Here is a 25,072-nt window from a genome sequence, read left to right as displayed (position 1 = left end):
GCCTTTGATCGCCCGCTTCCCGTATTCGCCTGATGGAGGTCGCCGAAGTTCTGCCAGCGTTCGCCGACGCGTTCGCGTTCGAGGAGTTCAACCGGATGCAACGCGAGACACTCCCTGCCTTGCTCGAGTCCGACGAGAACGTCGTCGCGAGCGCGCCGACCGCGTCGGGCAAGACCGCGCTCGCGGAACTGGCGATCTGCAAGGCCCTCGACGACGGCGGCACCGCGCTGTTTATCGCACCGTTGCGGGCCCTGACCAACGAGAAAGAGGACGACTGGGATCGCTTCGAGGAACTGGACTACTCGGTGTACGTCGTCACGGGCGAGCGAGAACTGAACTCACGCCGCGCCCGCCACGCGGACATCCTCGTGATGACACCGGAGAAACTCGACTCGGCGACGCGCAAACACGACTCCCGGCGGTACGACTTCGTCACGGACATCGACGTCTGCGTCATCGACGAGGTCCACTTGCTGGACGCCGACCGGCGGGGCTCGGTACTCGAGGTCACGATTTCCCGTCTGCGACGACTCTGTGACCCCCGCGTCGTCGCGCTATCGGCGACGATGCCGAACGTCGACGACGTGGCGGCGTGGCTCGACGCCCCCGAGGAGACGACCTTCGAGTTTGGCGAACAGTACCGGCCGGTCGACCTCAACGCCGGCGTCAAGACCTATACTCACGGCGAGAACTCCTTTGCGGACAAGTACCGTCGGCTGTATCGGGCGCTCGACCTCGCGGAACCACACCTCCGGGAGGACGGCCAGGCGCTCGTGTTCGTCTCCTCGCGCCAGGACACGGTCCGGGCAGCGGAGGCTGCTCGAGACGAGATCGCCGGGCGCGATATACCGATGGGTGCTCGCGGCGACTACGACTTCCACACCGAGTCGAAAGAACTCGAGAACGACACACTCCGAAACTCCGTGTTAGACGGCGTCGCCTTCCACCACGCCGGCCTCTCGAAGAACGACCGCGACCTGGTCGAGGAGTGGTTCAAGGAGGGCCACGTCGAACTACTCTTTTCGACGTCGACGCTGGCCTGGGGCGTGAACCTCCCCGCCCGTTGCGTCGTCATTCGGGATACGAAGCTCCACGACCCGCTCGAGGGCGAGGTCGACATGAGCCCGCTCGACGTACTCCAGATGCTCGGGCGTGCGGGCCGGCCGGGGTACGACGACGTCGGCTACGGTTGGGTCGTCTGCGATACGGCGGAGGCAGACAAGTACCGGCGACTGTTGAACGAGGGCAAGGAGATCGAGTCCCGACTGGCCGAGAGCTTAGAGACCCACCTGAACGCCGAAATCGCGATGGGCACCATCACCGACCTCGAGGACGTGATGGACTGGCTCGAGACCACGTTTTACTACGAGCGCGGCCAGTCGAAACCCGAGGCCTACGACTTCCCGAACCTCAAGGGACGCGTTCGCGACTGTCTCGAGGACCTCGTTGCTCGGGGCTTCGTCGAGACGGGCGAGGCTGGCGATCTCTCGATCGAGGCCACGCCACGCGGCGTGCTCGCCTCGAAGTACTACCTGCGTCTCGAGACCGCAGCCTCGTTCGCTGGACTCTGCGATCGGACGGAGTCGGGACGCGCCCTCGAGACCGGCGACGTCCTCGCGGCGGTCGCGGGAGCGACGGAGTTCGAGTCAGTGTCGGCCCGCCAGGACGAACGTGATGCCGTCGACGCGGTGCTCGTCGGGCAGGAAGCAGAGGACCTCGAACCCGGCCAGCGGAAGGTGCTGGCGATCCTCCGGTCGGCCGCAAGTGGGACGACGCCCGCCGAACTGCAAAGCGACGCCTGGGTGATCCGCCGGAACGCCACCCGACTGCTGTCGGCGCTCGGTGCCTTCCTCGACCGGTTCGTCGGCCCGCACGCCGCCAACCTCTCGAGCAGGGCCGAGGCCCGCGCCGAGAACGGTGTCGCCGAGGACGCGGTCGGACTGACGGCCATCGACGGCGTCGCGTCGGGGCGGGCGAGCAAACTCGCCAAAGAGGGGCTGTCGACGCCGGGCGACGTACTCGAGGCCGGGATCGACGGACTCGCCGACGCCGGCCTCTCGGAGGGCGTCGCCGAACGCGTCTACGAGGGTGCCCAGTCGCTTCCCTCGATCGAGATGGAATGGGGGCAGTTCCCCGAGACGATCGCTGCCGGCGAGAACGCCGTCCACGAGGTGACCGTCCGGAACGTCGGCGAACCCGCACGCGCGGGGATCACGGTGACGGTGAACGGCCGCGAGATGACGAGCACGAACAGCTACCTGCGCGACGTCGACACCGTCCCGGTCGGCGTCTTCGGTGCCGACGCCGAGGAACTCGAGTACACCGTCAGCGTCGCGTTCCCGGAAGAGTCGCTGTTGCCTGTCGAACGGAGTCGAACCGTCGACATCCGGTGATCGTCGCTCACGACACGCGCTCGAGAACTCGCTCGCGCAACGCCGCTGGCGAGTCGACGACGACGTCGGCCGACGAACGATCGATGTCGCCGTGGGCGTCGATCCGGTAGGCGACGACGTACGTTCCCGCTCGAGCGGCCGCCTCGATGCCGTTCTCGGAATCCTCGACGACGACACACTCCTCGGCCGGCACGCCGATCTCCTCGGCCGCGTGTTCGAAAACATCCGGCGCCGGTTTGCTCGCCGCCTCGACGTCGTCGGCGCTGATCACGTGGTCGAACGCGCCCTCGAGGCCGAATCGCGCTATCACCATGTCGATCCAGTCGTGGGGCGACGAGGAGACGACCGCGGTCGAGACGTCCCGGTCGTCCAGTCGCTCGAGCAGGTCGTGGGTTCCGTCCAGCAGCGACACCTGCTCGGTGTAGATCTCTTCGGCGGCCTCCCTGAACCGCTCGACGAACTCCTCGCGGGAGATTGCGGTCCCGTACTCCTCTTCGAGGTAGTCGTAGATATCGCGGTAGTTCATCCCGCTGAGTTCGGCGAGGTCGACGTCGTCGTCCGGGACCGCGGCGGGGAGGATCTCCGCTCGTTCGAACTGTACCCAGTAGTCCTCGCTGTCGACGAGGACGCCGTCCATGTCGAACAGTACTGCAGACATCGATCAGCCGAACACCTCGCCCCGACGCTCGTGGACCATTCGCTCGGAGACCGCGTCCGCGACGTCTTCGCCGAACTCCCGTTCCAGGAGCCACAGCGCCAGGTCGATCCCCGACGTGACGCCGCCAGCGGTGAGCACGTCGCCGTCGTCGACGACGCGTTCGTCGACCACGTTCGCGTCCGTCTCTGCGAGGTCGTCGACCGCGACGTGGTGGGTCGCGGCCGGTCGGCCCTCGAGCAGGCCCGCTTCCGAGAGGATCATCCCGCCGGTACAGACCGACGCGACGGTCGCGCCGGCAGTGTAACACTCGTCGACGGCCGCCGGGATCGAGCCATCCTCGACGACTGCCCTGACGCCACCTTCGGTCGTCCAGCCGCCGCCGGGGACCACGAGCAGGTCGGGTTCGCCCAGCGTCCTCTCGGGTTCGACGCACAGCCCGTGACTCGCGGTGACGAGGCCGTCCTCGTCGGTGTCGCCCTCGAGCGTGACGAGTCGCGTCTCGAGGGCGACACCAAGTTCGGCCCCGTTCTCGAAGACCTCGTAGGGACCGATCGCGTCGAGTTCGTCGAAGCCGTCGAACAGTACGATTTCGGCGGTCGTCTCGCTCATACCCGATCGTCTTCTCCCGGCAGACAAACCGCTTGCGCCTGCCGAGGCTCGACGGCTTTCTCGAGCGACGATGCCGTCGAGTTGTGACTGCGTACCGACGGCGATAGCTCCCCTTACCGCTGGTAGTGACAGCCTTGGAAGAGTCGCTCGCGCTGAATAGTCACAGCGGGAAAGTGAACTATATGTGATGGATCGTCCATGGGGTAGGCGTGACTCTCGAGACGTTGCTCCACCGGTCGCTGTCGGCACTGGGGTATCCGACTGCGACCCACGAACTCGTCAATCGGTACTCGGAGTCGACCCGGCTGGACGTCGATTCGACCGCCCGGATCTCGATCGGCTGCCTGCTCCGGGGGAACGTCGACCTCGGTCCGTACGTGCGGCTGAGTCGTGGCTGCGTCGTCGGGGGTGATGTTACCATCGGACGCCGAACCAACCTGGAACCCGACTGCGACGTCGTCGGCCACGTCGAGTTCGGAAACTACTGTGCGGTCGCCAGGGAGAGTACCTTCCAGCAGACCAACCACAAGACGAACCAACCCTCCCAGCAGATGAAACTGTACAGCGAGGTGCTAGACAGCGAACTGCCGCCGACCGAGGACGGCCCGATCACGGTCGGCAACGACGTCTGGATCGGTGCTGGGACGACCGTCCTCACCGGCGTGACGATCGGCGACGGCGCGATCGTCGGCGCAGGATCGGTCGTCACCGGCGACGTGGAGCCCTACTCCGTCGTTGCCGGCGTCCCCGCCACACGCGTCAAGTGGCGATTCCCCGCAGACGTCCGCGAACGGCTGCTCGAACTCGAGTGGTGGGAGTGGGACGAGGAGACGATCCGCGACCGTCGCGATTTTTTCGAACGCGAACTCGACGGCCTCGATTCACTCGAGGAGACCCTCGAGATCGATCGCCGACCGTCGGTCGCGCCCGCGCCGGTGGCCGAAGACGACTAGGTGGCGTGCTCGAGGGCGACCTCCCGAATCGCTTCGAAGACGGCGTCGTTTCCGGCGGCGACGAACCAGTCGTCTCCTGTGTCCGTCCGGAGGCCGCTCTCCACCGCGAACAGTTCCCCGAGTAGCTGTTCCTCCCGGTCCGGTCGGTAGCAGACGATTCCGTCCAGCCGGCCGCGCGCGAGCAGTCCCCAGTGGACCGTCGGACTCCAGCTCTCGAGGCGACGCTTGCATCGATCCTCGATCGCCCGATCGATCGCCGCCGAAACCGCCGCGTGCTCGGGGTCGCGTTTCACGTCGTGGCCGATGACCGAGACGACCGTCGCCGCGGCCGGTTCGAGCTCGCTGTCCGCCGCGACCGGCTGTCCGTCGTGGCGGACGCCGTGGTCACGACGACCGACGTACAGGTCGTCGCTGACGGGCGCGTAGACGACGCCAAGGACGGGCTCGGAGAGAGCAGCATCGTCCGGACCCTCGAGTACCGTGATTCCCGTCGCGAACGACGGCAGTCCCGCCTCGAAGTTGTTCGTCCCGTCGAGCGGATCGACGAGCCACAGACACCGGCCGCTGCCCTCGTGGACGCCAGACTCCTCGGCCTCGATCGGGTGATCCGGGAACCGATCGTGGATCACCGCGAGGATGCGCTCCTCGGCGGCCGTGTCGGCACTCGATTTGACGTCGTGTTCGCCGGCATCGACCGTCGTGGTCCCGGATCGATAGGCGTCACGAAGGTACGCGCCGCCGGCTTTGCAGGCTTCGATAGCGGTCGTCTCGAGTGCATCGAGCGAGGGAGTAGTCACGCGTCGATCCGTCTCGGCGCGCGATAGTGTGGATTTCGAAACAGTTTCCCCGATCGGAGCCGCCATCGAGAGCGTATGGACGACGCACAACGACAGGTCGCGGCGTTCGTCGAGGAGTACGGCCTCGAGACGCCGCCCGCGTTCAGGCTGCTCGATCTGGTCTCCGAAGTCGGCGAACTCGCCAAAGACGCGAACGTTTCGACCGACTACGGCGACGACCCGGCCGCCCTCGAGCTCTCGTCGGACGAGGTCGGCGACGCACTGTTCGCGTTGCTTGCCCTCGCGGACGATCTCGAGATCGACGCCGACGCGGCGCTCGAGGAGGCACTCGAGAAATACGAGCAACGGATGGACGGCGGTTCGGATGCCCCGGGTTCGGGCAGGTAGTTAGTCAGTCTTCGATCTCGAGCACCGTCGCCGCCGCCTCGCGAACCGGCTCGAGGGCATCTTCGGGCGCGTAGACGCCGAGTCGCCAGATCTCGCGTGCACAGGCGTCGAGGCCCGAAACGAGCGAGGATCGATCCTCGAGTCGACGGGGTTCGCCGTCGACGACGATCCGGGCGCGGGATTCGGGCGAACTGGGTTCTCCCGGACTGTCGAGAACGACGTGTTCGGAGTCGACGTCGGCGATCTCGGCGATCTCGCGCTCGAGATTCCGCGTCCGATCGTACTCGAGCCCCCTGCACTCCTCGGGAACCTCCTCGCGTCGCGCCCAGACCGCCCGCTTGTAGAGGTCGCGGTTCCGGATGCGATCGGCGAACCCGGCCGTCGGCTCGTACTCCTCGAGCGTCGCGAGCAGTTCGGAGTCGGTCAGCCGCGCGAACCGTTCGGGGTCGACGACGCCGTCCGAGAGGAGTCGCTCGCTCGCCCGGTCGAGCATCGAACCCGCGATACGGGAGACGTGGTGGCGGTAGACCGTCGCGTTCATCAGCGTCCGGGCGATCAGCGCGCTCTCTGCGGTTGCGACGTTGCCGTCCGCGAGCGCGAGTTCGCCGTCGACGATCTCGAGAGCGTACAGCAGTCGGGCGTGGTCGATCGTCCCGTAGGGGACGCCGGTGTGGTGGGCGTCCCGTACGAGGTAGTCCATCCGGTCGACGTCGAGGGTGCCGGCGACGAGTTCACCCAGCGGCCCGCGGCCGTCGACCGTCGCCGCGACCGCGTCAGGGTCGAGTCCGTACTCCTCGAGTACGTCGCCGAGTTCGGTCTCCTCGAGCAGCCAGCCGATCTCGTCGTGGTGTCGGCCGAGGTGGCGTTCGATCGCCGCCTCGGTCTGGTGGCCGAAGGGGCCGTGACCGACGTCGTGGACGAGCGCGGCCGCCCGGAGCCGGTGGGCCAGGTCGTCGTCGATCGACAATCGGTCGACGGCCTCGGAGGCGAGGTGGTAGACGCCCAGGCTGTGCTCGAACCGGGTGTGGTTCGCGGACGGATAGACGAACTGGACCGTACTCAACTGGCGGACGTACCGGAGCCGCTGCATCGGTTCGGTGTCCAGCAGCGCCTCCGCCGTGGGCTCGAGTTCGATGTAGTCGTGGACGCTGTCCTTGATCGTGGTCATACGTGTACACTCGCGAGCGGACTCTTAGCCGCGATGGTCTCGAACGCCGTCGGTAGTGCCTCCCGTGGGTTACAGAACCGCACGGTCGATCTGGCGGTAGGTCTCCTCGAGCGTTCCGGAGTTGTCGATCACGACGTGATCGCGCTCGATCGGTTCGAACGCCTCTTTGAACTGCAGGTGTTGTTCGAACTCGGCGTCGCTGACGGTTTCCGTTCGGCTCTCGAGGCGGTTCCGGACGACGTCGACATCGCAGGTCACGAGGACGTACTCCACGGCGGCGTCGACCTCGCTCGCGACCGCGGCCACCCGGGCTCGAAACCGTTTCGCGCGGAAGGTTGCGTCGAGAACGACATCCCGGTCGGCCTCGAGTTCGGATCGCGCACAGGAGAGCAGTTCATCGTAGGTCGCGGCGGTCTCTTCGTCGGAGTACTCCGGATCGGGAAACAGCCGTTTCCGGACCTCGTCGCTGCGGTATCGCTCTGCGGACAACTGCTCTGCGGTGTAGGCGGACGCGACGGATTTGCCCACGCCTGGCAGACCACAGTAGGCGATCAGTGTTGAACGGTCCAAGTCCACGACGGGGAGTGTAGTGTACTAGTACTAAACCCGACCGAATTCGACGCGTCTGGACGCTCGCCGCTCCCGCCAACTATACATTCGGTTGAAATAACTCTAGCTACTGTGTATATATAGCCGTTCGGAGACCAATTATCATTGTCTTTAAGCCGATCCGATTTAGGTACTACACATGGTTCAGAAACCAGACTGTGGCGGTAGCACCCGGAGAACGTTCCTGAAAGCGACGAGTGGGGTGGCACTCGCGACGGGGGTTGCTGGCTGCATCGGGGCAACCGACGACGGTGCCGTTCGGTTCGTTCTCAATCCAGCCGAAGAACAGACCGACATCCTCGAAGAGTACACGCCAATGAAAGAATACCTCGAGGAGGAGACAGGGGCAACTATCGACCTCACTCGTGCCGGCAGCTACGTCGAGACTCTCGAGGCGCTCGAGACCGACCAGGCCGACATCGCCGACACGTCGCCGACGGCGGTCCCTGCCGGCGAGGGCTTTGCTGATGTCCTCGGGATGCGAACGGCCTTCGGCGGCGCGCTGTACTTCTCGACGATCGCGACAACGCCCGACAGCGACATCGAGGAGCTCGCGGACCTCGAAGGCGGCTTGATAACTACGGGCGCGCGTATGTCGACCAGCGGGACGCTCGCGCCAAGTGTGATGCTGTCCGAGGCCGGTATCGATATCGGTGACTTCCCGGAAGGTGACGCGAACGACCTGGAAATTCGGACGGCAACGGACCACGACACCTCACGGGAACGGCTCGTCAACGACGACGATATCGTCGCGGCCGCGACGGGTGCGTTTGCGTCTGCACCCCAGATCCCGCAAGAGCAGTTCGACGAGTATTCGGAGTTCGTCGAGCACTCCGCCGAGTACGACGACGCAGGTTCGGATCTCGAGGACGGCGAGCCCGAACTTCAGTTGCTTGCCGTTTCGGACCCACTGCCGCGAGCACCGATCATGGCCCGCAGCGAGTGGGACGATCCGGAACGAGAGGACATCGAGGAAGCGTTGCTCGCTGCCGGTGAGGACGACCTGATCCCGGACGATGTCGATGAGGACTACGAACTCTGGTTTACGGGAATCCAGGACGCCGACCAGAGCGACTACGAACCCATCCAGGAGATTCTCGACGAACTCGGCCTCGAGTTCCAGGACTTCGACGATGATGAATAAGCACAGGACGACGGATAGATAAACGGGCAGCCAGGAAAATAAGCTACCACTCTTACAATGTCCGCAATACGAGTAGAGAACCTAACAAAACGATTCGGTGAGACCGTCGCCCTCGACGATGTCTCTTTCGAAATCGAGGAAGGCGAGTTCACTGTCGTTCTTGGGATCTCTGGATCGGGGAAATCAACCCTACTCAGGTGTGTCAACGGACTCACAACGCCGACAGAGGGGCAGGTTATCGTCAACGGAGAACCGGTAACGTCTCACCGCAACGACGTCGCGATGGTTTTCCAGCAGCACAACATAATCGGGGGAATGAGCGCGTATTCGAACGCTCTCAGCGGTTCGCTGGGCCGGACTGATCTCCTCCCCAGCCTGTTCCGGTTCAACGACCGAGAGGACAAGCTCCAGGCGCTCGAGGCGCTCGAAATGGTTGGGCTGCTCGACGAGGCCGAGCAACGCGCCGGCCGCATGAGCGGCGGTCAACAACAGCGCGTCGGCATCGCCCGTGCGCTCGTTCAGAAACCGGAAATTCTGCTAGCCGACGAGCCGGTCGCAAGCCTCGATCCGGGCAGCGCACAGACGGTCATGCAGTACCTGCGTGGCGCGGCCGAACAGGAGGGACTGTCGACGATGATCAGCCTCCATCAGGTCAACCTCGCACGTCAGTTCGGCGAACGGTTCATCGGCCTCGCCGACGGGGAGGTCGTCTTCGACGGCTATCGCGAGGATCTTACCTTCGACGTGATCGACGAACTCTATGGCGGTATCGACATGGAAGAGTTTCTCTCCGGGGACAATGGCGACGACCCCACCAGGACGGTGGTACAATGAGCCCGGAAACGTCGGTCGAACAACGACTCGAGCAGATTCGACTCACGAGACGCGTTCGGTGGGTACTCTACGGGCTTCTGTCGATCGCTTTCGCCGCTGCGTTCTACGCTTCTTTGCTTTTGATCGAGTTCTCGCTGCTCGACCTCTACAACCAGTGGTCCGGGTTCGCCGAACGACTCCCTCATTACTCCCCGAACTGGGAAGCCATCTTCGCGGAGAACCTGCTACGCGAGTCGGGCATCACGCTCGCGATGGGTTTTGCCGGGACCGTCATCGGCATTCCGCTCGCGCTGTTGCTCGGAGTCCTCGGTAGCGGCCGCGTAACTCCCTATCCGTTCAACTTCATTTTCCGATCGGTTATGGGCGTCTCGCGTGCGATCCCAGCGCTCGTCTGGTTCTTGATATTCGTTCCGCTGGCCGGGCTGACCGCCGTAACCTCGACAATCGCAATCGCGGTTAGTACGATCGGCAACCTCGGTCGTCTCTTCACCGACGAACTCGAGGAGGTCGAGGACGGCCAGATCGAGGCGATGGAGACGACCGGCGCTTCGAAACCGCAAACGGTCGTCTTCGGGATGCTCAGCCAGGTCAAGACATCGTTCATCGCGTGGACGCTGTACATCTTCGAGGTGAACGTCCGCCAGGCCGTCACGCTCGGTCTGCTCGGTGGTGGCGGTATCGGGGTCTTCATCCAGGTACAGCAGGATCTGCGCGCCTACGACAACATGATGGCCGGTATCGTCGTCGTCCTCGTACTGATCGTCGTCGTCGAGATGGGCAGCCAGCGTCTCCGATCGTACCTCCGCGACGACGAGGAGGCCGATGGTCTGATCACACTGATCGTCGGTATCCCACAGCGGATGGCCGAATCCGCAATGAAGTAACGGGCGACAGTTCTGCTTTCGCTTTTCCTGATCGTCTCCGTTCTCTTGACACCCGAATTGTGACTGCTGTTCGAGAGTGCCACCTGTCGCCGGTGTCTAACTCCTAGTACCGTCCCAACCGTCGACTGACGGGTCGAATCGAGCGACACCGCCAGATTCGACCCATCAGTTCAGGCTTGGCCCGCCACTAGTGCTTTGGCAAGCCTGAACGGATGAGTGAAACCGAATGCGGTCGTCTGGGTTCACGCAGCAGTCGACGCTTGGCGGAGTACTAGTACCGTCCCAACCGTCGACTGACGGGTCGAATCGAGCGACACCGCCAGATTCGACCGATCAGTTCAGGCTTGGCCCGCCACTAGTATTGTCCCAAGCGTCGACCGACTAGTTGAGAGTTGGCCCAAACCGATCACGATTCTCGATCAGAAGTGGAGTGCACTAGTCAGAGTAGACTTGGGACGCTACTAGAGCCCGAGTTCCCGTGCCCGCCGACGATACAGTTCCGCGTCGTCGACGCTCCCGTCGAGGTCGTCGTGTTCACACTCGAGTCCCGGACTCTCGTGGTTCGCCGGGAAGTGGATCGACAGTTCGTATCGCGCGATATCGCCGTCGACGCCGTCGACCAGTCGTTCGTCTTCGACCGCTAACTCGAGGTCGAACGCCTCACGGACGGCCGCCTGAAACTCCTTCTCTGCGCGGGTGTAGCCTGGGAGCGATCGTTTGACCGGTGCGGGAACGTCCGCGAAGTAGGCTTCGCTCGCGTCGTGAAGCAGTCCCCACCGCTGGGCTTCACGGCTCCCGCCGCGGGACTCGACCTCGTGACTGACGTGGACCGCGTGGCGAGCGACGCTGTAGAAGTGTTTTCCCTGCCCGGTGAACCGACTCAGGTTCGAGAGTGCGTGCGCGACGTCCGCGAGGTCGATCTGCTCGGGGTCCGGCGAGAGCGGCGTGATCTGCTCGCCCGAGTGCGTGTTGATCGTCCCGTGCCCGCCGTTTGTCTCGGCAAACACGTCCTGGAGGCGACTCGCGGCCGCCTCGAACTGGATGCGTCGCGGCTCGTCGCCTTCTTGGACGACGCGTTTCAGCGTCGCGACCTCGTCCTCGAGCGCCTCGAGCGCCTCGAGCGCCTCGAGCGGCCGGGAAGCGTCGCCACTCGCGTCGCGTCGGTCGGTCATACTGACTGTCAACGAAAGCGACGGCAAAGGGGTTGTGTCTCCGGCCGGACGTCCTCGAGTTTAAGTATTATACCGCGGCCACCACTCTCATGATCGACGGCGCGATTCGCGTTCTTGCGGGCGACTGCACGGTGATCGCCGAGACGGGCGGCCGGGAGGAGTACCGCGGTCGAATGACGACGATCGTCAAGCCCGACAACACTGTCCTCGTCCACGACACGGACGGCTACCAGCCGGTTGCGTGGCTGACGCGGGCCGACAGTGTCTCGAGTGATCGCTCTGACGGTTTCACTCTCGTCGCGAAGAAAGACACCCAGACGCTGCGCATCGCGGCTCACGATCAGGATGGGTTCGCTCACTATCCGGCCTCTGCCGCGGGGCCGCTCGTGGGTAGTTGTCCGGATTGTAGCGGCGCGCTCGTCCGGTCGACGGGCGTCCACTGTGTCGACTGTGGCGATCGGTACGGCGTGCCCGGAGACGCCACGATCCGCGACGACGCGGCGAACTGCGACTGTGGGCTTCCCCGGATGCGCGTCGAACGGGGTCTCGCGTTCAACGTCTGTCTCGACCGCGGTTGCGAGTCGCTGGACGAGGCGGTCACGGCGGCGTTCGATCGCGAGTGGGACTGTCCCGAACCGGACTGTGACGGCGACCTGCGAGTTCTCAGACGCGGCGGGCTCATCGCCGGCTGTGAGCACTACCCCGACTGCGACACCGGCTTTGCGATTCCGGGCGGTGTCGTCGACGGCGAGTGTGGCTGTGGCCTCCCGACGTTCGATACCGGTGGCGAGACTCGGTGTCTCGATGCGACCTGCGAACGCGTCCAGAAACACCGGGTCGACCCCGAACCAGGTGCGGCCAGCGACGACTGACCGACGCCGAGCTATTATTCACCGCCACCACTCGGCCGGCCATCCGCAACCGGTGGGGCTTTCGAGTTGTTCGAAGGGCCTAGCAAGAACGCCAGCGACGATATCGAGGCGGAAGTGATCCACAGCCACTTAGTGTCCCACGGCCAAGGCCAGCACATGTCTCTCGAGGGCCGGTTCGACGAAGAGACGGGCGTCGTCACCGTCGGCAGCGACGCACGCCAGCGCTATCACGATTCGCGGGGGTATGGGTATCCGACTTCGGGTAACGAAATCGCTCTCTCGCCGGTCGAGGCGGCACACCTCCTGTATAGAGGTGATCTCGAGGCGGTCGTCGGCGAGGATGGCGACCGGCTCGATTTCCAGTCGTTCGTCGCACAGGAACCGGGCGAGGCGTTTGGGGTCCGGTTTCTCGTCTACGCGGACCTGCGCGAGCGGGGGTTCTATCTTTCGCCGGCCGCGGAGCCGTGGATCGACGAGCCGCCCGTGGGTGAGGTCGATTTCGCGGTGTTTCCGCGAGGGAAGGGGCCGGGTGACGGCGAAGTCGCTTACGCGTTGCGGGTGCTCGGTGAGCGAACCGACGTTCCCGCGTCGGAGTTGTCGGCTGGCGTTCTCGCTGTCGTCGACGAGGAAAGCGAGATCACGTATTTCGAGGTCGACCGCAGGGACCCGACGGGCAGTTCGGATGCGGACGTTACCGTTTCCGGTCGCTGTGAGGCCGACCTGCTCGAGGATCGGGTTGTCGTCTGGGACCCGCCCGTGGAGCTCTACGAGCGGACGTTCTACGGCCAGCCGCTGGAGGGCCGGGAGTACGACGAGCCGACGCTGCAGTGTTCGCTGCTCGAGGCGGCTTCTCTCGCCGCGGAAGGGGCGATCGCCCTCGAGCCGTCGACGGTCCGCGAGCGGGGCCGCGAGGTCGAGGGGGAGCGGTTCGACCGGCGGCTGACGGTCTACACGGAACTGCGCGATCGCGGCGTCGTCCCCAAGACGGGATACAAGTTCGGTGCCGACTTCCGGACCTACGCCGACGTCGAGTCTGTCGACGATCTGGGCCACTCGGAACTGCTGGTTCGGGTGCATCCGGCCGACTACGTCTTCGAACCACGGGATCTGGCGCTCGACGTCCGCCTCGCTCACGGCGTCCGCAAGACGATGGTGTTTGCGCTGGTCGCCGGGGATGGCACGATCGAGTGGTGGTCGCTCGAGAGATTGACGCCGTGACATTTCCGCGGTCGCGTAGGGCGGTCGGAACTGTAAAAACGTCCGCGTGTGATAGGTCAGGGTATGCAACTCGAGGTGATCGGCGTCGGTGGGGCTGGGTGTCGGATCGCCGACGCGATTCTGGAACGAGAGTCAGAGCAGCGTCGGTTCGTCGGGGACGCGTTCGCATTCGACACCGACGCGGAGAGCACAGCGGCACTCGAGGCGATTCCAGAACAGCACTGCCACTGGTTCGGTGACACGATCGACGAGGGTCTCAACGGAAACCTCGACCGTGGGTTCGAGGTCGGCGAGGAGTACGTCGACGAACTCGGTCGCATTCTCGACGAGGGGCGTCCGTCGCTTGCCGATGCGTTCTTTCTGGTCGTCGGTAGCGGCGGTGCGACGGGAGGCGGGGTGGTGCCACACCTGATTTCTCGGCTACAGTCGGTGTACGACAAACCCGTCTACGTGCTCGCGGCGCTGCCGGCGAAGTCGGAACTGCGGACCGACGAGACTGCCGGTATCGACCGGCAAGCGACGGCGGACTCTGCCGCCGGTGTCGGAGAGGCCAGGCCGATGGCGGAGGAAAACACAGTCCGGACGCTCAAACGGATCGACGGTCTTGCAGACGCAGTTATTTGCTTCGACAACGAAGCGTGGCTGCACACCGACGAGAAACTCGCCGACGCACGCGATCGACTTAATCGTGGCCTCGCGACGCGTCTCGAGGCCCTCTTCGGGGCTAGCGCGGCAGCCGAAGGCGACGTTGCAGAGACTGTTATCGACGCCAGCGACGTCGCACGCATTCTGGATGCCACCGACGGCACGACCACCGCGACGCTTGGCTACGGTGCACAGACCGTCGAGACCGACGACGGCGGCTCGCGGTTCGGTCTCGGCCTCATCCCGACGGAGTCGTCGGTCGACACCACCGAGGCAGTCAGCGCTGTCGAGACGACTGTCAACAAGGCACTCCACGGGAAACTTACTCTCGAGTGTGACCTCGAGGACGTCAATCGGACGATGGTGGTCGTCGGTGGGCCGCCGGATTGGCTCAATCGGAAGGGGATCGCAGACGGGCGACAAACGGTGCAGTCAGAGACTGGGTCGGCGCAACTCCTCGGCGGCGACGCGCCCCGGCCGGACAGTGACGAGGTTTACACTGTACTCTTGCTGGCCGGCATCGAAGCGTCCGATCGACTCGCGTCGCTGTGGCGGTCGCCGCGGTGAACCCACTGTTGGTCGATCGGAAAGCCTCCTATTTGTGGCGGGGAAGATGTCACAACGGGTTATCGCGGTAGCTGGCTTCAGTGTACGGCTCACTATCTGTATTCGAGTTGGGATGTCTCGCATGGGTGTATTTATGGGAACCGAGTTAGTAGGAGTCGGCGAACGAACGGTGCTTGCGGAGTAGTATCAATGGAGTGGAACGAATTGGGGGAGCCGACAGGTTCAGGCCGGCCGGACTGGGGGCAGTTCGGGCTCGTCGTGGTCGCTATCGTGATACTTGCGCTGTCGGCAGTGGTGTTGCCGGCACTGGGGGGAGTCACGGTCGCCGGCGTAGACGGGCTGGCGGCGGTAGACGACGAACGCGACGTTCCCCAGTTCGGCGACGAGAGCGAGCAGCGAGCCGAAGACGGCGGAGTGGACGGCAGTGACGAGGAGATCGACGGGGAGACGCTCGAGGAAACGATCGATCACGGGTCCGACCGGTCTCCGATCGGTGGTTCCGTCGACCTCTCGCAGGACGTGCAGTTTACCGTCCGGGCAGAACGGGGGTCGTACTGGCGAACGGGCGTTTACGATCGGTTCACTGGTGAGGAGTGGGTTCGAACCGGCGAACGAAGCCCGTACGCGGGTCCGATTACCGATTCCGGTGGCGAGCGGTTGACACAGACCGTCACGGCCGATACCGATCTCGTGGTCATGCCGGCGGCGGCCGACCCGGTCGCCGTCGACGACACACAGGCTCGGGACACGGTGGTCTCTGCACACGGACAGCCCCATCCGACAGCGCAGATAGCCGAAGGCGACGGGTACGCGATCGAGAGCGCAATCGCCGATCCGGCCCCGGAAGCGCTTCGGGCGGCAGGCACAGACTATCCCGACTCGCTCGACGAGTTCGAGTACCGGCAGGTTCCCGACGGCGTCTCGAGCGAGTTCGCCGAGCGAACGGAGGCGATCACCGAAGACGCAGACACGCCATACGAGAAAGCGACCGCCGTCGAGGCCTATCTCCGGTCGTCGAAGGAGTACTCGCTCGAGGTGGACCGACCCGATGGCGACGTCGCCGAGGCGTTCCTGCTCGAGATGGACGAGGGGTACTGTGTCTACTTCGCGACGACGATGGCCCAGATGCTCCGGGTGGAAGATGTCCCGACCCGCTACGTGACCGGGTACACGACCGGTGAACGGGTCGACGACGAGTACGTCGTCCGCGAGTCGAACGCCCACGCCTGGGTCGAGGTCTACGTCCCTGACCACGGCTGGGTGGCCTTCGAGCCGACGCCCGGCGACGACCGCGACGACACTCACTCGGCGCGACTCGAGGAGCTGGGCGAAGGCGAGTTCGACGACGACCACTTCGAGGAGCGGTCCGAAGACGACGGGGTTGTCGACGAGCCACGGGACGCCCACGACGGCGAGGGTGACGACGGTCACGAGGAGGATCGAACGGGAGAACGCGAAGACGACTGGGCGACCGAAGAGGAAGGGACCGACGCGGGCGAATCCGCCGGCGAGCCCGAAGCGAACGAGACGGAAACCGCCTCCGTCGTCGCTCTCGACGATCCGTCGCCGACGCCAGGCTCCGAGGTCGAGGTCACCGTTACGACCCGACCAACCGGCGACCCGGTCGAGAGTGCAGTCGTCTTCTTCGACGACGACCGAATCGGGGTCACCGACGCCGACGGAACCGTCTCGGGGACAGTCCCCTACAAGAACTCGTTTACCGTTCGGGTCGAACCATCGGCGACGACACAGCAATCGGCCGCTCGAGGCGTCACCAGGGCTGCCCTCGTCGGTGCGTCGACCCGCGCATCGAGCAACGAGACGGCTGAGACGGCGACGACCGTCGAGACGGACGCAGCTACTACCCTCGAGGCGCAGGCGGTTGCAGTTCCCGGCGCGGAACTCGCGGTCACGGCGACGGTCGGCGGCGGTCCGCTCCCCGACGGGGCGGTGCTCGTCGACGGCGGGAGACGGGCGACGACCGACGCCGCCGGAACGGCACGGGTCGCGATGCCGGAGAAGGTCGGCAACGCGACGATCCGCGTCGAGCGCGGCGAGATCGGGGCCGAGCGAACGGTCACGGTCGTCGACGCGGCGCTCGAACTCGACAGCGTCCTGCCGTTGCCGGGTCGGACGGTCGATCTCGAGTTCACTCACGGCGACAGTCCGGTCGACGACGGGACGGTGCTCGTCGACGGCGAGGCCGCGGTGACGACGGCAAACGGCACCGCGACGGTCGGGCTCCCGGTCGCGAACGAGGCGACGATCGAGGGACGACTCGACGGGACGACCGTCGAGACGACTGTCGGTGGCCTCTACCGTAACGCTGGACTGCTCGCGGTTGCACTCGTCGGCGGGACGGGACTCGTCGGCCGTACTCTCGTGTGTCGGTACGGCATCACGGCCGAGACGATCCGTTCTCTCCCCGCGATCGCGAGGCGACGCTCTCGACGTGCGATCGAACTGGGCCGAAAGGTTGGACAGACGGTCGTCGACGCCGTCGTCCGCGTCGCCGAACGCCTCGAGGGGTTCGGCCGCTGGTGTCGATCCGTGGTGCGGTCACTCGTCGCCGAGGGGGTGGCGGCGCTCGCCGTGACACACCCGCTTCGGCTGGCCGCTATCGCTGTAGACGCGATCGCTGCGCTGAGAGACGCCTCGGGAAAGCGGGCGAACGCGCTCGCGTCGGTGTTCGGCAGGGGGAGGTCGGTTCCGAACGACGCGAACGGCGGCGAATCCCAGGTCGTGCTCACGCTTCGGGACTGCTGGCGAGCGTTCGTCAAGCTCGTCCAGCCACCGAACGTTCGGACGAAGACGCCGGGAGAGATCGGCCGGTACGCCATCGAACGTGGGTTTTCGGAGTCGGCCGTCCGGACCGTCGTCGACGCCTTTCGGGACACCGAGTACGGGAGATCGACGCCCTCGGAAGAGCGACTCGAGCAGGTCGGCGTGGCGCTTCGGTCGGTTGCAACGGAGACAGAGCAGTCGGGACGGGACGCCATCGAACGAGCAGTCGACGACTCCACGCGGTTGATCGGCGAGACGACACCCGTCGACGAGGACGAGACTCGAGACTCTTCGGTCAGCGAGAGCGAGACCGGCGACGGAAACGAGGCGGCAAACGACGGTGAGGCGGATGGGTGACTGGTCCAGACTGAACGCACTCCTCGCATTCGTGTCGATCACCGCACTCGTCTTTGGTGCCGTGGCCGTAATCGTGCCTGCCACACTCCCGCCGGCGGTCGCGGGCCGGCTAACGGCACTCGAGCAGTCGGCCGACGGCAGTACCGTCTTGATCGGCATCTCGGCTGTCGTCTTCTTGTTCGGGTTGTGGCGGACGTACTTCTCCGGTGCGAGCGACGTTCACGATGCCGGTGTCGCTGGGCAGCGGTCGACGACCGACCGGCCGCCCGACGCCGACGTGGTCGGCGCACGAACGAGCGAGCGCGTCGATCGGACGATCGCAGCGCTGAAACGCGACGAGACGGCCGACACGGAGCCGATCGTCGAGGACGTCCGCGCGTCGCTTCGAGCCATCGAGACCGCACGCGGCTACTCCGGCGTTCGGCGAGAGAACCGCATTCGTCGCGGGACGTGGACCGACGACCGTATCGCGGCCACGTTCCTCGGGGACGAGACCGCCGGCAGCCTCTCGATCTGGCACCGCCTCCGGCTGTGGCTGTTCCCCGGATGGACGTTCGAGCGGCGACTCGAGCGGACGCTCGCAGAACTCGAGCGGTACGCGAGCACCGACGTGACGAGGAACGGACGGACGGATACGGACGACTCGGAGGGAGACGATGCGTAGGGGACGTGTCTCGCGGTGGCACTCTGGCGTCGTCGCCTCGCTCGTGCTGGTCGCCGCCGGCGCGTTGCTGGGGCTCCAGTCGCTGCTGGTCGCATCGATCGTCCCTATCACCTACCTCGGCTACGCCGCCCTGTCGTCGACGCCCGACCCCGAGGCTGTGCTGACCGTCGAACGCGATTGTACGCCCCAGCAGCCGTTGCCCGGCGAGCGCGTCGAAGTGACGCTCACCGTCGAGAACGACTCGAGTCGAACGCTCCCGGACGTCCGGATCGTCGACCGCGTTCCCGACGGTCTCGAGGTCGTCGAGGGGACAGCAAAGCGTGCGGTTCCCTTACGGGCAAGCGACCGGACGGAGCTGACCTACACTGTCAGGCCACAACGTGGGACGTACACCTTCGACGAGCCGTGGATTCGTCTCCGGAGCCTGAGCGCGACTGCGGTTGCGACGGCGTCACCGTCCGTGGCGGGCGACGCCGACCTCGAGTGTACGATCTCGCTCGACGGGTTCCCGATCGACCGGCAGACGATCGCACTCGCCGGTGCCGTCGCGAGCGACAGCGGCGGGCCGGGATTCGAGTTCCACTCGACCCGCGAGTATCGGCATGGCGACCCGCTGAGTCGGATCGACTGGCGACGGTACGCCCGGACGGGCGACCTCGGGACTGTCCAGTACCGCAAACAGGAGGCGGCGAAGATCGTCGTGATCGTCGACGGACGGGCCGTTACGACGGTCGCGCCGGAGCCCGGCCGCCCTGACGGCACCACACTCACAGCCTACACGGGAATCGTAACGAGTTCGGCACTCGTCGAGGTCGGTCACAGCGTCGGAATGGTCGGCCTCGGGATCGAAGGGGAGATCCCCGGCGTCTATACCGGCCCGCCCGCTTACGTCGAGCCCGGCGCAGGCGTCGACGTCGGTGGCCGCATCGCGCGGGTGTGTGACGCCATCGCCGCTCGTGGAAGCGACGACTCGAGCAGCAGCGAGCGCCCCGTCCGGCCGAGCCAGCACACTCACGACCGGTCGGCGCTCCGTTCCGACAGCGGGAAAGCCGCGGCACATCTCGAGACGTTGCTCCCTGCCGATGCACAACTCGTGGTCTGTACGCCCGCAGTCGACGACGCGATCGTCGATCTCACACTCGCGTTGCGCCGACGGGGGTTCCACACGACGACGATCTCGCCGGACGTGACCGACGGCGACGACGTCGGCGCGCGACTGGCAGGGATCGAGCGCCAGGCCCGACTGGAACGGCTGCGCCGACTCGAGGTGTCCGTGGTCGACTGGAACACGTCGAACCCGCTCGTGACTGCACTGAGCCAGGGACTTGGCGAGGTGGTCCGGTGACGACGCCAGCAGGGCGGGCGAGCGACGGCCAGCCGACCGGAACCGTCAGTGCACCTGTGACCGCGATCGTGACGATGCTTGCGACCGCCGTCGGCACACTGGCGCTTGCGGTCGGTGTCGGCGCGCTCGAGCCGGCTGTCGTCGCCGCCGTCGCGGGCTGTCTGCTGACGGCGACGGTGACCGCAACGAGCCGTCGAACGCCCGGCGGCCGAGCCGCCGGCAGCGTTCTCGTGGTGTTCGTCGCAGTCGCCGTGACGGGAGCGATCGGCTTCGCTGCGGTCCACGGCCCGGTCGGTGCGAGCGCGATCTTTCGTGTCGGCGTCGTTCTTTCCGTCGTGCTCGCGTCGTTCGGGGCGACGGCGACGCTCACCGGCGCGGTCGGCGATGGGGCCGTCCGCTCTGCGATTCCAGTCGCCGTCGTCACTGCCGTTCCAATCGCGGCCGCTACCGCAGCGTCTGCCGGCCCGGTCCGCTCTGGCAGAGCGACAGTGACCGATGTCGCGTGGACCAGCAACGGTCGTCTCGCCGTCGAAGCACTCCTCTCGCCGGACGCGACGGGAGTCGGCGTCGTGACGTTCGTGGCCCTGTTCGTCGCGTTGCTGTGGTCCGTCGCGTTCGTCCTCCCGCGACTGCCGATTCCGCAACTGTTGTCACGGCAGCGGCAGAAACCCGCCCGACAGCGCGTTCGGCGGATCGCGTCGCTGACGAGAGTCCTCGGACTGCTCGCCCTGCTCGTCGGAACCGCCGCGACCGCTGTCCTGCTGGTGCCAGACGCCGTGGGGATACCACCGCTCGAGTCAGTGATCCCGATCCTCGAGTCGGCCCTCGTCCCGATCGCGACGGCACCAGCGGTCCGGATCAGTGCCATCGGTACGCTCGCGACGCTGTGGCTGCTGTGGGTGCTATCGAAAGCGCCAGGTGTCCGTCGGCTTCGGTACGGCGCTCTCGTGAACTGGGGCCCGACGGTTACGATCGGATGTCTCGTAGCGGCGCTCGTCGTCGTCGGTTACCCGACCGCCTTCGAGACGTGGATACGACCCACACTCGGTGCGATGGCATCCGACGGCGCGTTCGTCGTCCCCGGACTCGGGACAGTACCGCTCGCCGACGGACTCGAGGTGGTTTCTCCGCCTGCGGGCGTCGTGTTCGCGGGCGTCGCGGTCGTCTTCCTCGTCGGGACCGTCGTCGCCGTGCTGGTGGGTCTCTGGCTGACTGGACTCGTCCGTCTCCTGCCGACGCGGGGGGCTCCCGGCTCGCTCGTCGCTGGCGCACTCGTCGCCGGCAGCATCTTCGCTGCAGCCGACGGTGCGTCGGCGTTTATCGTCTGTACCGCGGTCGCGGCGGCGATCGTCTCCTGGGACACGGCAGTCTACGGCGTCACGATCACCGAAGAACTCGGACGGGACGCGAACGCCCGTCTGCCCACGCTCGCGCATGCTACCGGCGCAGTGCTGGTCGGTATCGTCGGAATCACACTCGCACTTGTGCTCCCGCGACTCCTCGAGACGATTGCGGTTCGAACCGGAATCACCGTCGCCGTCAGCCTGACCGTCGCGTTGCTTGCCATCCTCGTCGCGCTCAAGCGGCGCGCGAAGACAAACTGAACCGCCGTGTTCCCCCGCTCGAGCGGGCCAGAGAACACGCTGTCGTGCGAGCGGCCGTACAGTTACGACACTTTCTTTCACGCTGGCGGGTCGACCGTTGGGACCTGCGTCCGTCGCAAGACATCCTCGACGACCGACGTGCCGTCGACGCCTTCGATCTTCGCGTCGGTCGTCAACACGAGCCGGTGTTGTACGATCGGCTTCGCGATCCGCTTGACGTCGTCTGGTGCGACGTACTCACGGCCGGAAAGCACCGCTCTGGCGCGCGCTGCCTCGTAGTACCGCTGAATCCCCCGCGGAGAGATACCGATGTCGACGCGGTCGTCCTCGCGCGTTGCCCGCGAGACGTCGACGAGATACTCCCTGACCTGTTCGGCCATCGTGACCCGTTCTGGAACGGCCTGAAGACCCCGAACGCCAGCAGTGTCGAGCACGGGATCGACGGACGGCGTCTTCGTCTCGCGCTGGCTCCGGCGCTCGAGTAACTCGAGTTCACCGTGCCTGTCGGGGTAGCCGATCGAGGTCTTGATCGTGAAGCGATCGCGCTGGGCTTCGGGCAACTCGAACGTTCCCTCCTGTTCGACCGGGTTCTGTGTCGCGACCACCAGGAACGGCTCGGGAAGCTGGTAGGTCGTCCCACCGACGCTGACCTGCTCTTCGTCCATCGCCTCGAGCAGTGCCGCCTGTGTCTTCGGCGGCGCGCGGTTGATCTCGTCGGCAAGAACCACGTTCGCAAACACCGGCCCCTTCTGGAACTCGAACTCGCCGGTCCGTTCGTTGAACACGTGTGAACCAGTGATGTCGCTGGGGAGCAGGTCGGGGGTAAACTGGATACGGGAGAACTCGAGTCCGAGCGCCTGGGCGAGTGTCAGTGCCGTCAATGTCTTTCCAGTTCCGGGGACGTCCTCCAGGAGAACGTGTCCGCGCGCAAGTGCCGCCGTCAGGAGCTGTTCCAGAAACTCGCGGTCCGTGACGACCGCATCGTCGATACGGGAGATAACCTCGTCACACCGCTCGCTGGCCGACGTGACGGTGAAGGCGTCGCCTTGCATCGATCGTCACTGTCTGCCGCACGACCAAGAACGTACTGGCATTCGCTACGACCCTCGTCGGCGTCGTCGTTCAGACGGACTGCTGTACCGATCTCCCAGCACAACTGCGGGGGGTTCGCGGTCGCGCTGGAAGACTGATACGGATTACTGTACCGATTTACCGGCGCAACCGCCGCCCGGGTCGCGGTTGTGCCGGAACTGACTTACAGTAAACCGTCTGACAGCAAACCGTACCAGACGTGCCGTCGCCCTCGTTCTCGAGTCGGGGTGGCGTCTGTACTCGACGAAACGTCTCTGTCGTTGCAGCAACGGCTGGGTTCTCTCGAACGGCCACCTGTCCGTCACTTTTCCCGCCCGAACGGCAGCGTGGTCGGTGTATAAACCGTTCCAGTCGATTTGCTGTAGCTCTTCCAACTCGTCGGTCCAGTACTGGCAATCGCCGGGACGTGACGACAGCAGCCCGTCTCACGCCCGTCGGTTTCGATCGACTATCTCGCCTAACTGCTCGTTTAGGGCACCGTTTGCCCGTTCGGGATCGGGCGTCCGTTCGAACGTCAGTTCGGGATCGCCCGAGCCGGCAGTGTAGACGGTCAGATCGCCGTAGCCGAGGAGGCGTCCGAGGACGTCCTGCTCGAGGGTCGTGTTCTGGACGCGATCGATCCGGAACTGGGTGACGTTCCGGGAGACGATACCACGTTTCTTGTACAGTTCGTCGGTGGTGATCACGTACCGGGTGTTCGTCCAGACGACGTACTGGACGAGTACGAGCGTGATCCCGAAGACGACGAGTGCGACTCCGATCAGGCCGAGGGTTCCGACGCCGCTGTCGGTGACACCCCAGCCGACGACCACAAACCCGGCGAGAATCGACACCAACCCGATCGGCACCCTGGTACCCATCGTAATCGGGTGAGGGCGACTCTCCCAGACGACGCCTTCGTCGCCCGAGAGATGCAGCCAGTCGGGATTCGAGGATGACGACGAACGAGACACGGTGGTCGGTATACCGTTCGTTGCCGTAAAACTATCGCGGTAAGAAGTGTCTTCGAGTGCCAAAAGACGGCTGCACGCCGGATTCAGGTGTGGCGTCGCGGCTTCGCTCGTTCGAACTCAGTCAGCATCGGTCGGCAAGCACACCTCGGTCCCGCGAGACGACCACAACCACTTTTCCCCTCTGGGCCCGAGCACTCCTATATGAGCAGCGCTCGAAAGCCCGACTGGCTGAAAATGCGCCCGCCGTCGGGCCGGGAGTTCACCGACATCCGGGAGACGCTCCGCGACCGGAACCTCCATACTGTCTGTGAGGAAGCCAACTGTCCGAATCGCGGGGAGTGCTGGTCGGGCGGTGACGGCGGTGAGGGCGGCGGCACGGCGACGTTCATGCTGATGGGCGACCGTTGCTCGCGGGCCTGTAACTTCTGTGACGTCCAGACCGGTGGCATGGAACCGCTCGATCCCGACGAACCCGCAAACGTCGCAGACGCCGTTGCCGAGATCGGCCTCGACTACGTCGTCCTCACCTCGGTCGACCGAGACGACCTGTCCGACCAGGGTGCCGGCCACTTCGCCGAGACGATCCGGCAGATCAAAGATCGCCACGCCGGCATCCTCGTCGAAGTGCTCATCCCTGATTTCCAGGGTGAAAAACGGCTCGTCCGAAAGATAATCGACGCCGAACCCGACGTGATAGCCCACAACGTCGAAACTGTCGACCGTCTACAGTTTCCGGTTCGGGACCGACGTGCAGGATACGAACAGTCGCTGTCCGTCCTCGAGCAGGTCGACCAAGAAAGCGACATCTACACGAAGACGTCGATCATGCTCGGCCACGGCGAATACGACCACGAAATCTACCAGACGCTTGCAGACTGCCGCGAGCGTGGCGTCGACGTCGTCACGCTAGGACAGTACCTCCAGCCCTCGCGGAACCACCTCGAGGTGCAACGCCACGACCACCCCCACAAGTACGAGACCTGGCGACGCGTCGCCGAAGAGGAGTTAGGATTCCTCTACTGTGCCAGTGGTCCGATGGTCCGCTCGTCGTACAAGGCAGGCGAACTGTTCGTCGAGGCAGTCCTCCGGGAAGACAAAAGCGCCGAGGAAGCACGTAAAGCGGTTCGTTCCGGCGCTCGAAGCAGCGTCTAACGCGGACGGCTTCCGAGATGGTTTCCTGTCGGTCCGTTCCGTTCAACGTGCTCTGAAGTGGTTGCCCCGAGTGCCGGGACAGCAATTCGTCCGACGGCTGTCGATGGCGGGAGCTGTGGGGCAGGTGCGAAACTACAGTCGTTTCGGCACACCCACCGTCGGTTGCAGTTGTCCCGGCAACTCGGACCGGGTCCGTCCAGCGCGGTGATGG

The 25,072-nt window shown here is 65.3% G+C and carries 22 protein-coding genes; 14 read left to right on the top strand and 8 right to left on the bottom strand.

Annotated elements, in window-relative coordinates; genetic code table 11:
* The first annotated feature begins 32 nt into the window (after window positions 1-32).
* A complete protein-coding gene (locus NATGR_RS06680; RefSeq protein ID WP_005577165.1) occupies window positions 33-2,393 on the top strand; it encodes a DEAD/DEAH box helicase in 2,361 nt (786 codons plus the stop codon).
* A 7-nt stretch (window positions 2,394-2,400) separates the two neighbouring features.
* Here the strand turns inward: NATGR_RS06680 and NATGR_RS06675 are convergent, their stop codons facing one another.
* Window positions 2,401-3,051, bottom strand: coding sequence for an HAD family hydrolase (locus NATGR_RS06675; RefSeq protein ID WP_015233412.1), 651 nt, complete (start codon window positions 3,049-3,051; stop codon window positions 2,401-2,403).
* A gap of 3 nt (window positions 3,052-3,054) precedes the next feature.
* Entirely contained in the window at window positions 3,055-3,660 is a 606-nt protein-coding gene (locus NATGR_RS06670) for a DJ-1/PfpI family protein (RefSeq protein WP_005577169.1), read from the bottom strand.
* A 209-nt stretch (window positions 3,661-3,869) separates the two neighbouring features.
* Here NATGR_RS06670 and NATGR_RS06665 point away from each other — a divergent pair, with 209 nt between their 5' ends.
* A complete protein-coding gene (locus tag NATGR_RS06665) occupies window positions 3,870-4,613 on the top strand; it encodes an acyltransferase (RefSeq protein WP_005577171.1) in 744 nt (247 codons plus the stop codon).
* On the opposite strand, the gene NATGR_RS06660 is transcribed toward NATGR_RS06665, so the two are convergent.
* Window positions 4,610-5,410, bottom strand: a complete 801-nt coding sequence (locus NATGR_RS06660; protein ID WP_015233411.1) for an inositol monophosphatase family protein — start codon at window positions 5,408-5,410, stop codon at window positions 4,610-4,612. The two genes, NATGR_RS06665 and NATGR_RS06660, sit on opposite strands and share 4 nt — an antisense overlap.
* Window positions 5,411-5,485: 75 nt before the next feature.
* On the opposite strand from NATGR_RS06660, the gene NATGR_RS06655 reads away from it, so the two are divergent.
* On the top strand, window positions 5,486-5,797 hold the full coding sequence (locus NATGR_RS06655) for a MazG nucleotide pyrophosphohydrolase domain-containing protein (protein ID WP_005577175.1): 312 nt from the start codon (window positions 5,486-5,488) through the stop codon (window positions 5,795-5,797).
* A gap of 4 nt (window positions 5,798-5,801) precedes the next feature.
* Here the strand turns inward: NATGR_RS06655 and NATGR_RS06650 are convergent, their stop codons facing one another.
* Window positions 5,802-6,965, bottom strand: coding sequence for an HD domain-containing protein (locus tag NATGR_RS06650; protein ID WP_005577177.1), 1,164 nt, complete (start codon window positions 6,963-6,965; stop codon window positions 5,802-5,804).
* A 69-nt stretch (window positions 6,966-7,034) separates the two neighbouring features.
* A complete protein-coding gene (locus NATGR_RS06645) occupies window positions 7,035-7,535 on the bottom strand; it encodes an AAA family ATPase (protein WP_005577179.1) in 501 nt (166 codons plus the stop codon).
* Between the two features lie 178 nt (window positions 7,536-7,713).
* Between NATGR_RS06645 and NATGR_RS06640 the strand changes: the two genes are divergently transcribed.
* The 3 genes from NATGR_RS06640 to phnE are packed head-to-tail and all read left to right on the top strand — an operon-like array spanning window position 7,714 to window position 10,436.
* On the top strand, window positions 7,714-8,718 hold the full coding sequence (locus tag NATGR_RS06640; protein ID WP_005577181.1) for a substrate-binding domain-containing protein: 1,005 nt from the start codon (window positions 7,714-7,716) through the stop codon (window positions 8,716-8,718).
* A gap of 57 nt (window positions 8,719-8,775) precedes the next feature.
* The gene (phnC, locus tag NATGR_RS06635; RefSeq protein WP_005577183.1) at window positions 8,776-9,552 is read left to right on the top strand and encodes a phosphonate ABC transporter ATP-binding protein; all 777 of its coding nucleotides are present in this window, start codon (window positions 8,776-8,778) and stop codon (window positions 9,550-9,552) included.
* Complete coding sequence (phnE, locus tag NATGR_RS06630; protein WP_005577185.1) at window positions 9,549-10,436, top strand: phosphonate ABC transporter, permease protein PhnE; 888 nt, start codon at window positions 9,549-9,551, stop codon at window positions 10,434-10,436. The genes phnC and phnE overlap by 4 nt, the downstream gene beginning before the upstream one ends.
* Before the next feature lie 461 nt (window positions 10,437-10,897).
* Here phnE and NATGR_RS06625 read toward each other — a convergent pair whose 3' ends face one another.
* Complete coding sequence (locus NATGR_RS06625; RefSeq protein WP_005577186.1) at window positions 10,898-11,608, bottom strand: hypothetical protein; 711 nt, start codon at window positions 11,606-11,608, stop codon at window positions 10,898-10,900.
* Between the two features lie 89 nt (window positions 11,609-11,697).
* Here NATGR_RS06625 and NATGR_RS06620 point away from each other — a divergent pair, with 89 nt between their 5' ends.
* The 7 genes from NATGR_RS06620 to NATGR_RS06590 all read left to right on the top strand — a co-directional run bounded on the left by NATGR_RS06620 (window position 11,698) and on the right by NATGR_RS06590 (window position 21,664).
* Window positions 11,698-12,480, top strand: coding sequence for an endonuclease NucS (locus NATGR_RS06620; RefSeq protein WP_015233409.1), 783 nt, complete (start codon window positions 11,698-11,700; stop codon window positions 12,478-12,480).
* Window positions 12,481-12,636: 156 nt separating this feature from the next.
* Window positions 12,637-13,698: a tRNA-intron lyase gene (endA, locus tag NATGR_RS06615; protein ID WP_005577189.1), complete on the top strand. Its 1,062-nt coding sequence runs from the start codon at window positions 12,637-12,639 to the stop codon at window positions 13,696-13,698.
* Window positions 13,699-13,761: 63 nt separating this feature from the next.
* Window positions 13,762-14,910 carry a tubulin/FtsZ family protein gene (locus NATGR_RS06610; protein WP_005577191.1) on the top strand — a complete coding sequence of 383 codons (1,149 nt, stop codon included), beginning with the start codon at window positions 13,762-13,764 and terminating at the stop codon, window positions 14,908-14,910.
* A 189-nt stretch (window positions 14,911-15,099) separates the two neighbouring features.
* Window positions 15,100-18,051: a transglutaminase family protein gene (locus NATGR_RS20535; protein ID WP_005577193.1), complete on the top strand. Its 2,952-nt coding sequence runs from the start codon at window positions 15,100-15,102 to the stop codon at window positions 18,049-18,051.
* On the top strand, window positions 18,044-18,715 hold the full coding sequence (locus NATGR_RS06600; RefSeq protein WP_005577194.1) for a DUF7269 family protein: 672 nt from the start codon (window positions 18,044-18,046) through the stop codon (window positions 18,713-18,715). The genes NATGR_RS20535 and NATGR_RS06600 overlap by 8 nt, the downstream gene beginning before the upstream one ends.
* On the top strand, window positions 18,708-20,060 hold the full coding sequence (locus tag NATGR_RS06595) for a DUF58 domain-containing protein (protein ID WP_005577197.1): 1,353 nt from the start codon (window positions 18,708-18,710) through the stop codon (window positions 20,058-20,060). The genes NATGR_RS06600 and NATGR_RS06595 overlap by 8 nt, the downstream gene beginning before the upstream one ends.
* A complete protein-coding gene (locus NATGR_RS06590; protein ID WP_005577199.1) occupies window positions 20,057-21,664 on the top strand; it encodes a DUF7519 family protein in 1,608 nt (535 codons plus the stop codon). Before NATGR_RS06595 ends, NATGR_RS06590 begins: the two co-directional genes overlap by 4 nt.
* A gap of 77 nt (window positions 21,665-21,741) precedes the next feature.
* Here NATGR_RS06590 and NATGR_RS06585 read toward each other — a convergent pair whose 3' ends face one another.
* Both NATGR_RS06585 and NATGR_RS06580 read right to left on the bottom strand, forming a co-directional pair.
* Window positions 21,742-22,716, bottom strand: coding sequence for an AAA family ATPase (locus NATGR_RS06585; protein WP_005577201.1), 975 nt, complete (start codon window positions 22,714-22,716; stop codon window positions 21,742-21,744).
* A gap of 465 nt (window positions 22,717-23,181) precedes the next feature.
* Complete coding sequence (locus NATGR_RS06580; RefSeq protein ID WP_015233407.1) at window positions 23,182-23,616, bottom strand: PH domain-containing protein; 435 nt, start codon at window positions 23,614-23,616, stop codon at window positions 23,182-23,184.
* Window positions 23,617-23,910: 294 nt separating this feature from the next.
* On the opposite strand from NATGR_RS06580, the gene lipA reads away from it, so the two are divergent.
* The gene (lipA, locus tag NATGR_RS06575) at window positions 23,911-24,861 is read left to right on the top strand and encodes a lipoyl synthase (RefSeq protein ID WP_015233406.1); all 951 of its coding nucleotides are present in this window, start codon (window positions 23,911-23,913) and stop codon (window positions 24,859-24,861) included.
* Window positions 24,862-25,072: the final 211 nt, after the last annotated feature.

Origin of the sequence: Natronobacterium gregoryi SP2 (genome assembly GCF_000230715.2) — an archaeon.
GTDB classification, from domain to species: domain Archaea; phylum Halobacteriota; class Halobacteria; order Halobacteriales; family Natrialbaceae; genus Natronobacterium; species Natronobacterium gregoryi.
The sequence above is the reverse complement of the archived record's forward strand: the minus strand, read 5'-3'. Positions and strand labels throughout refer to the sequence as shown.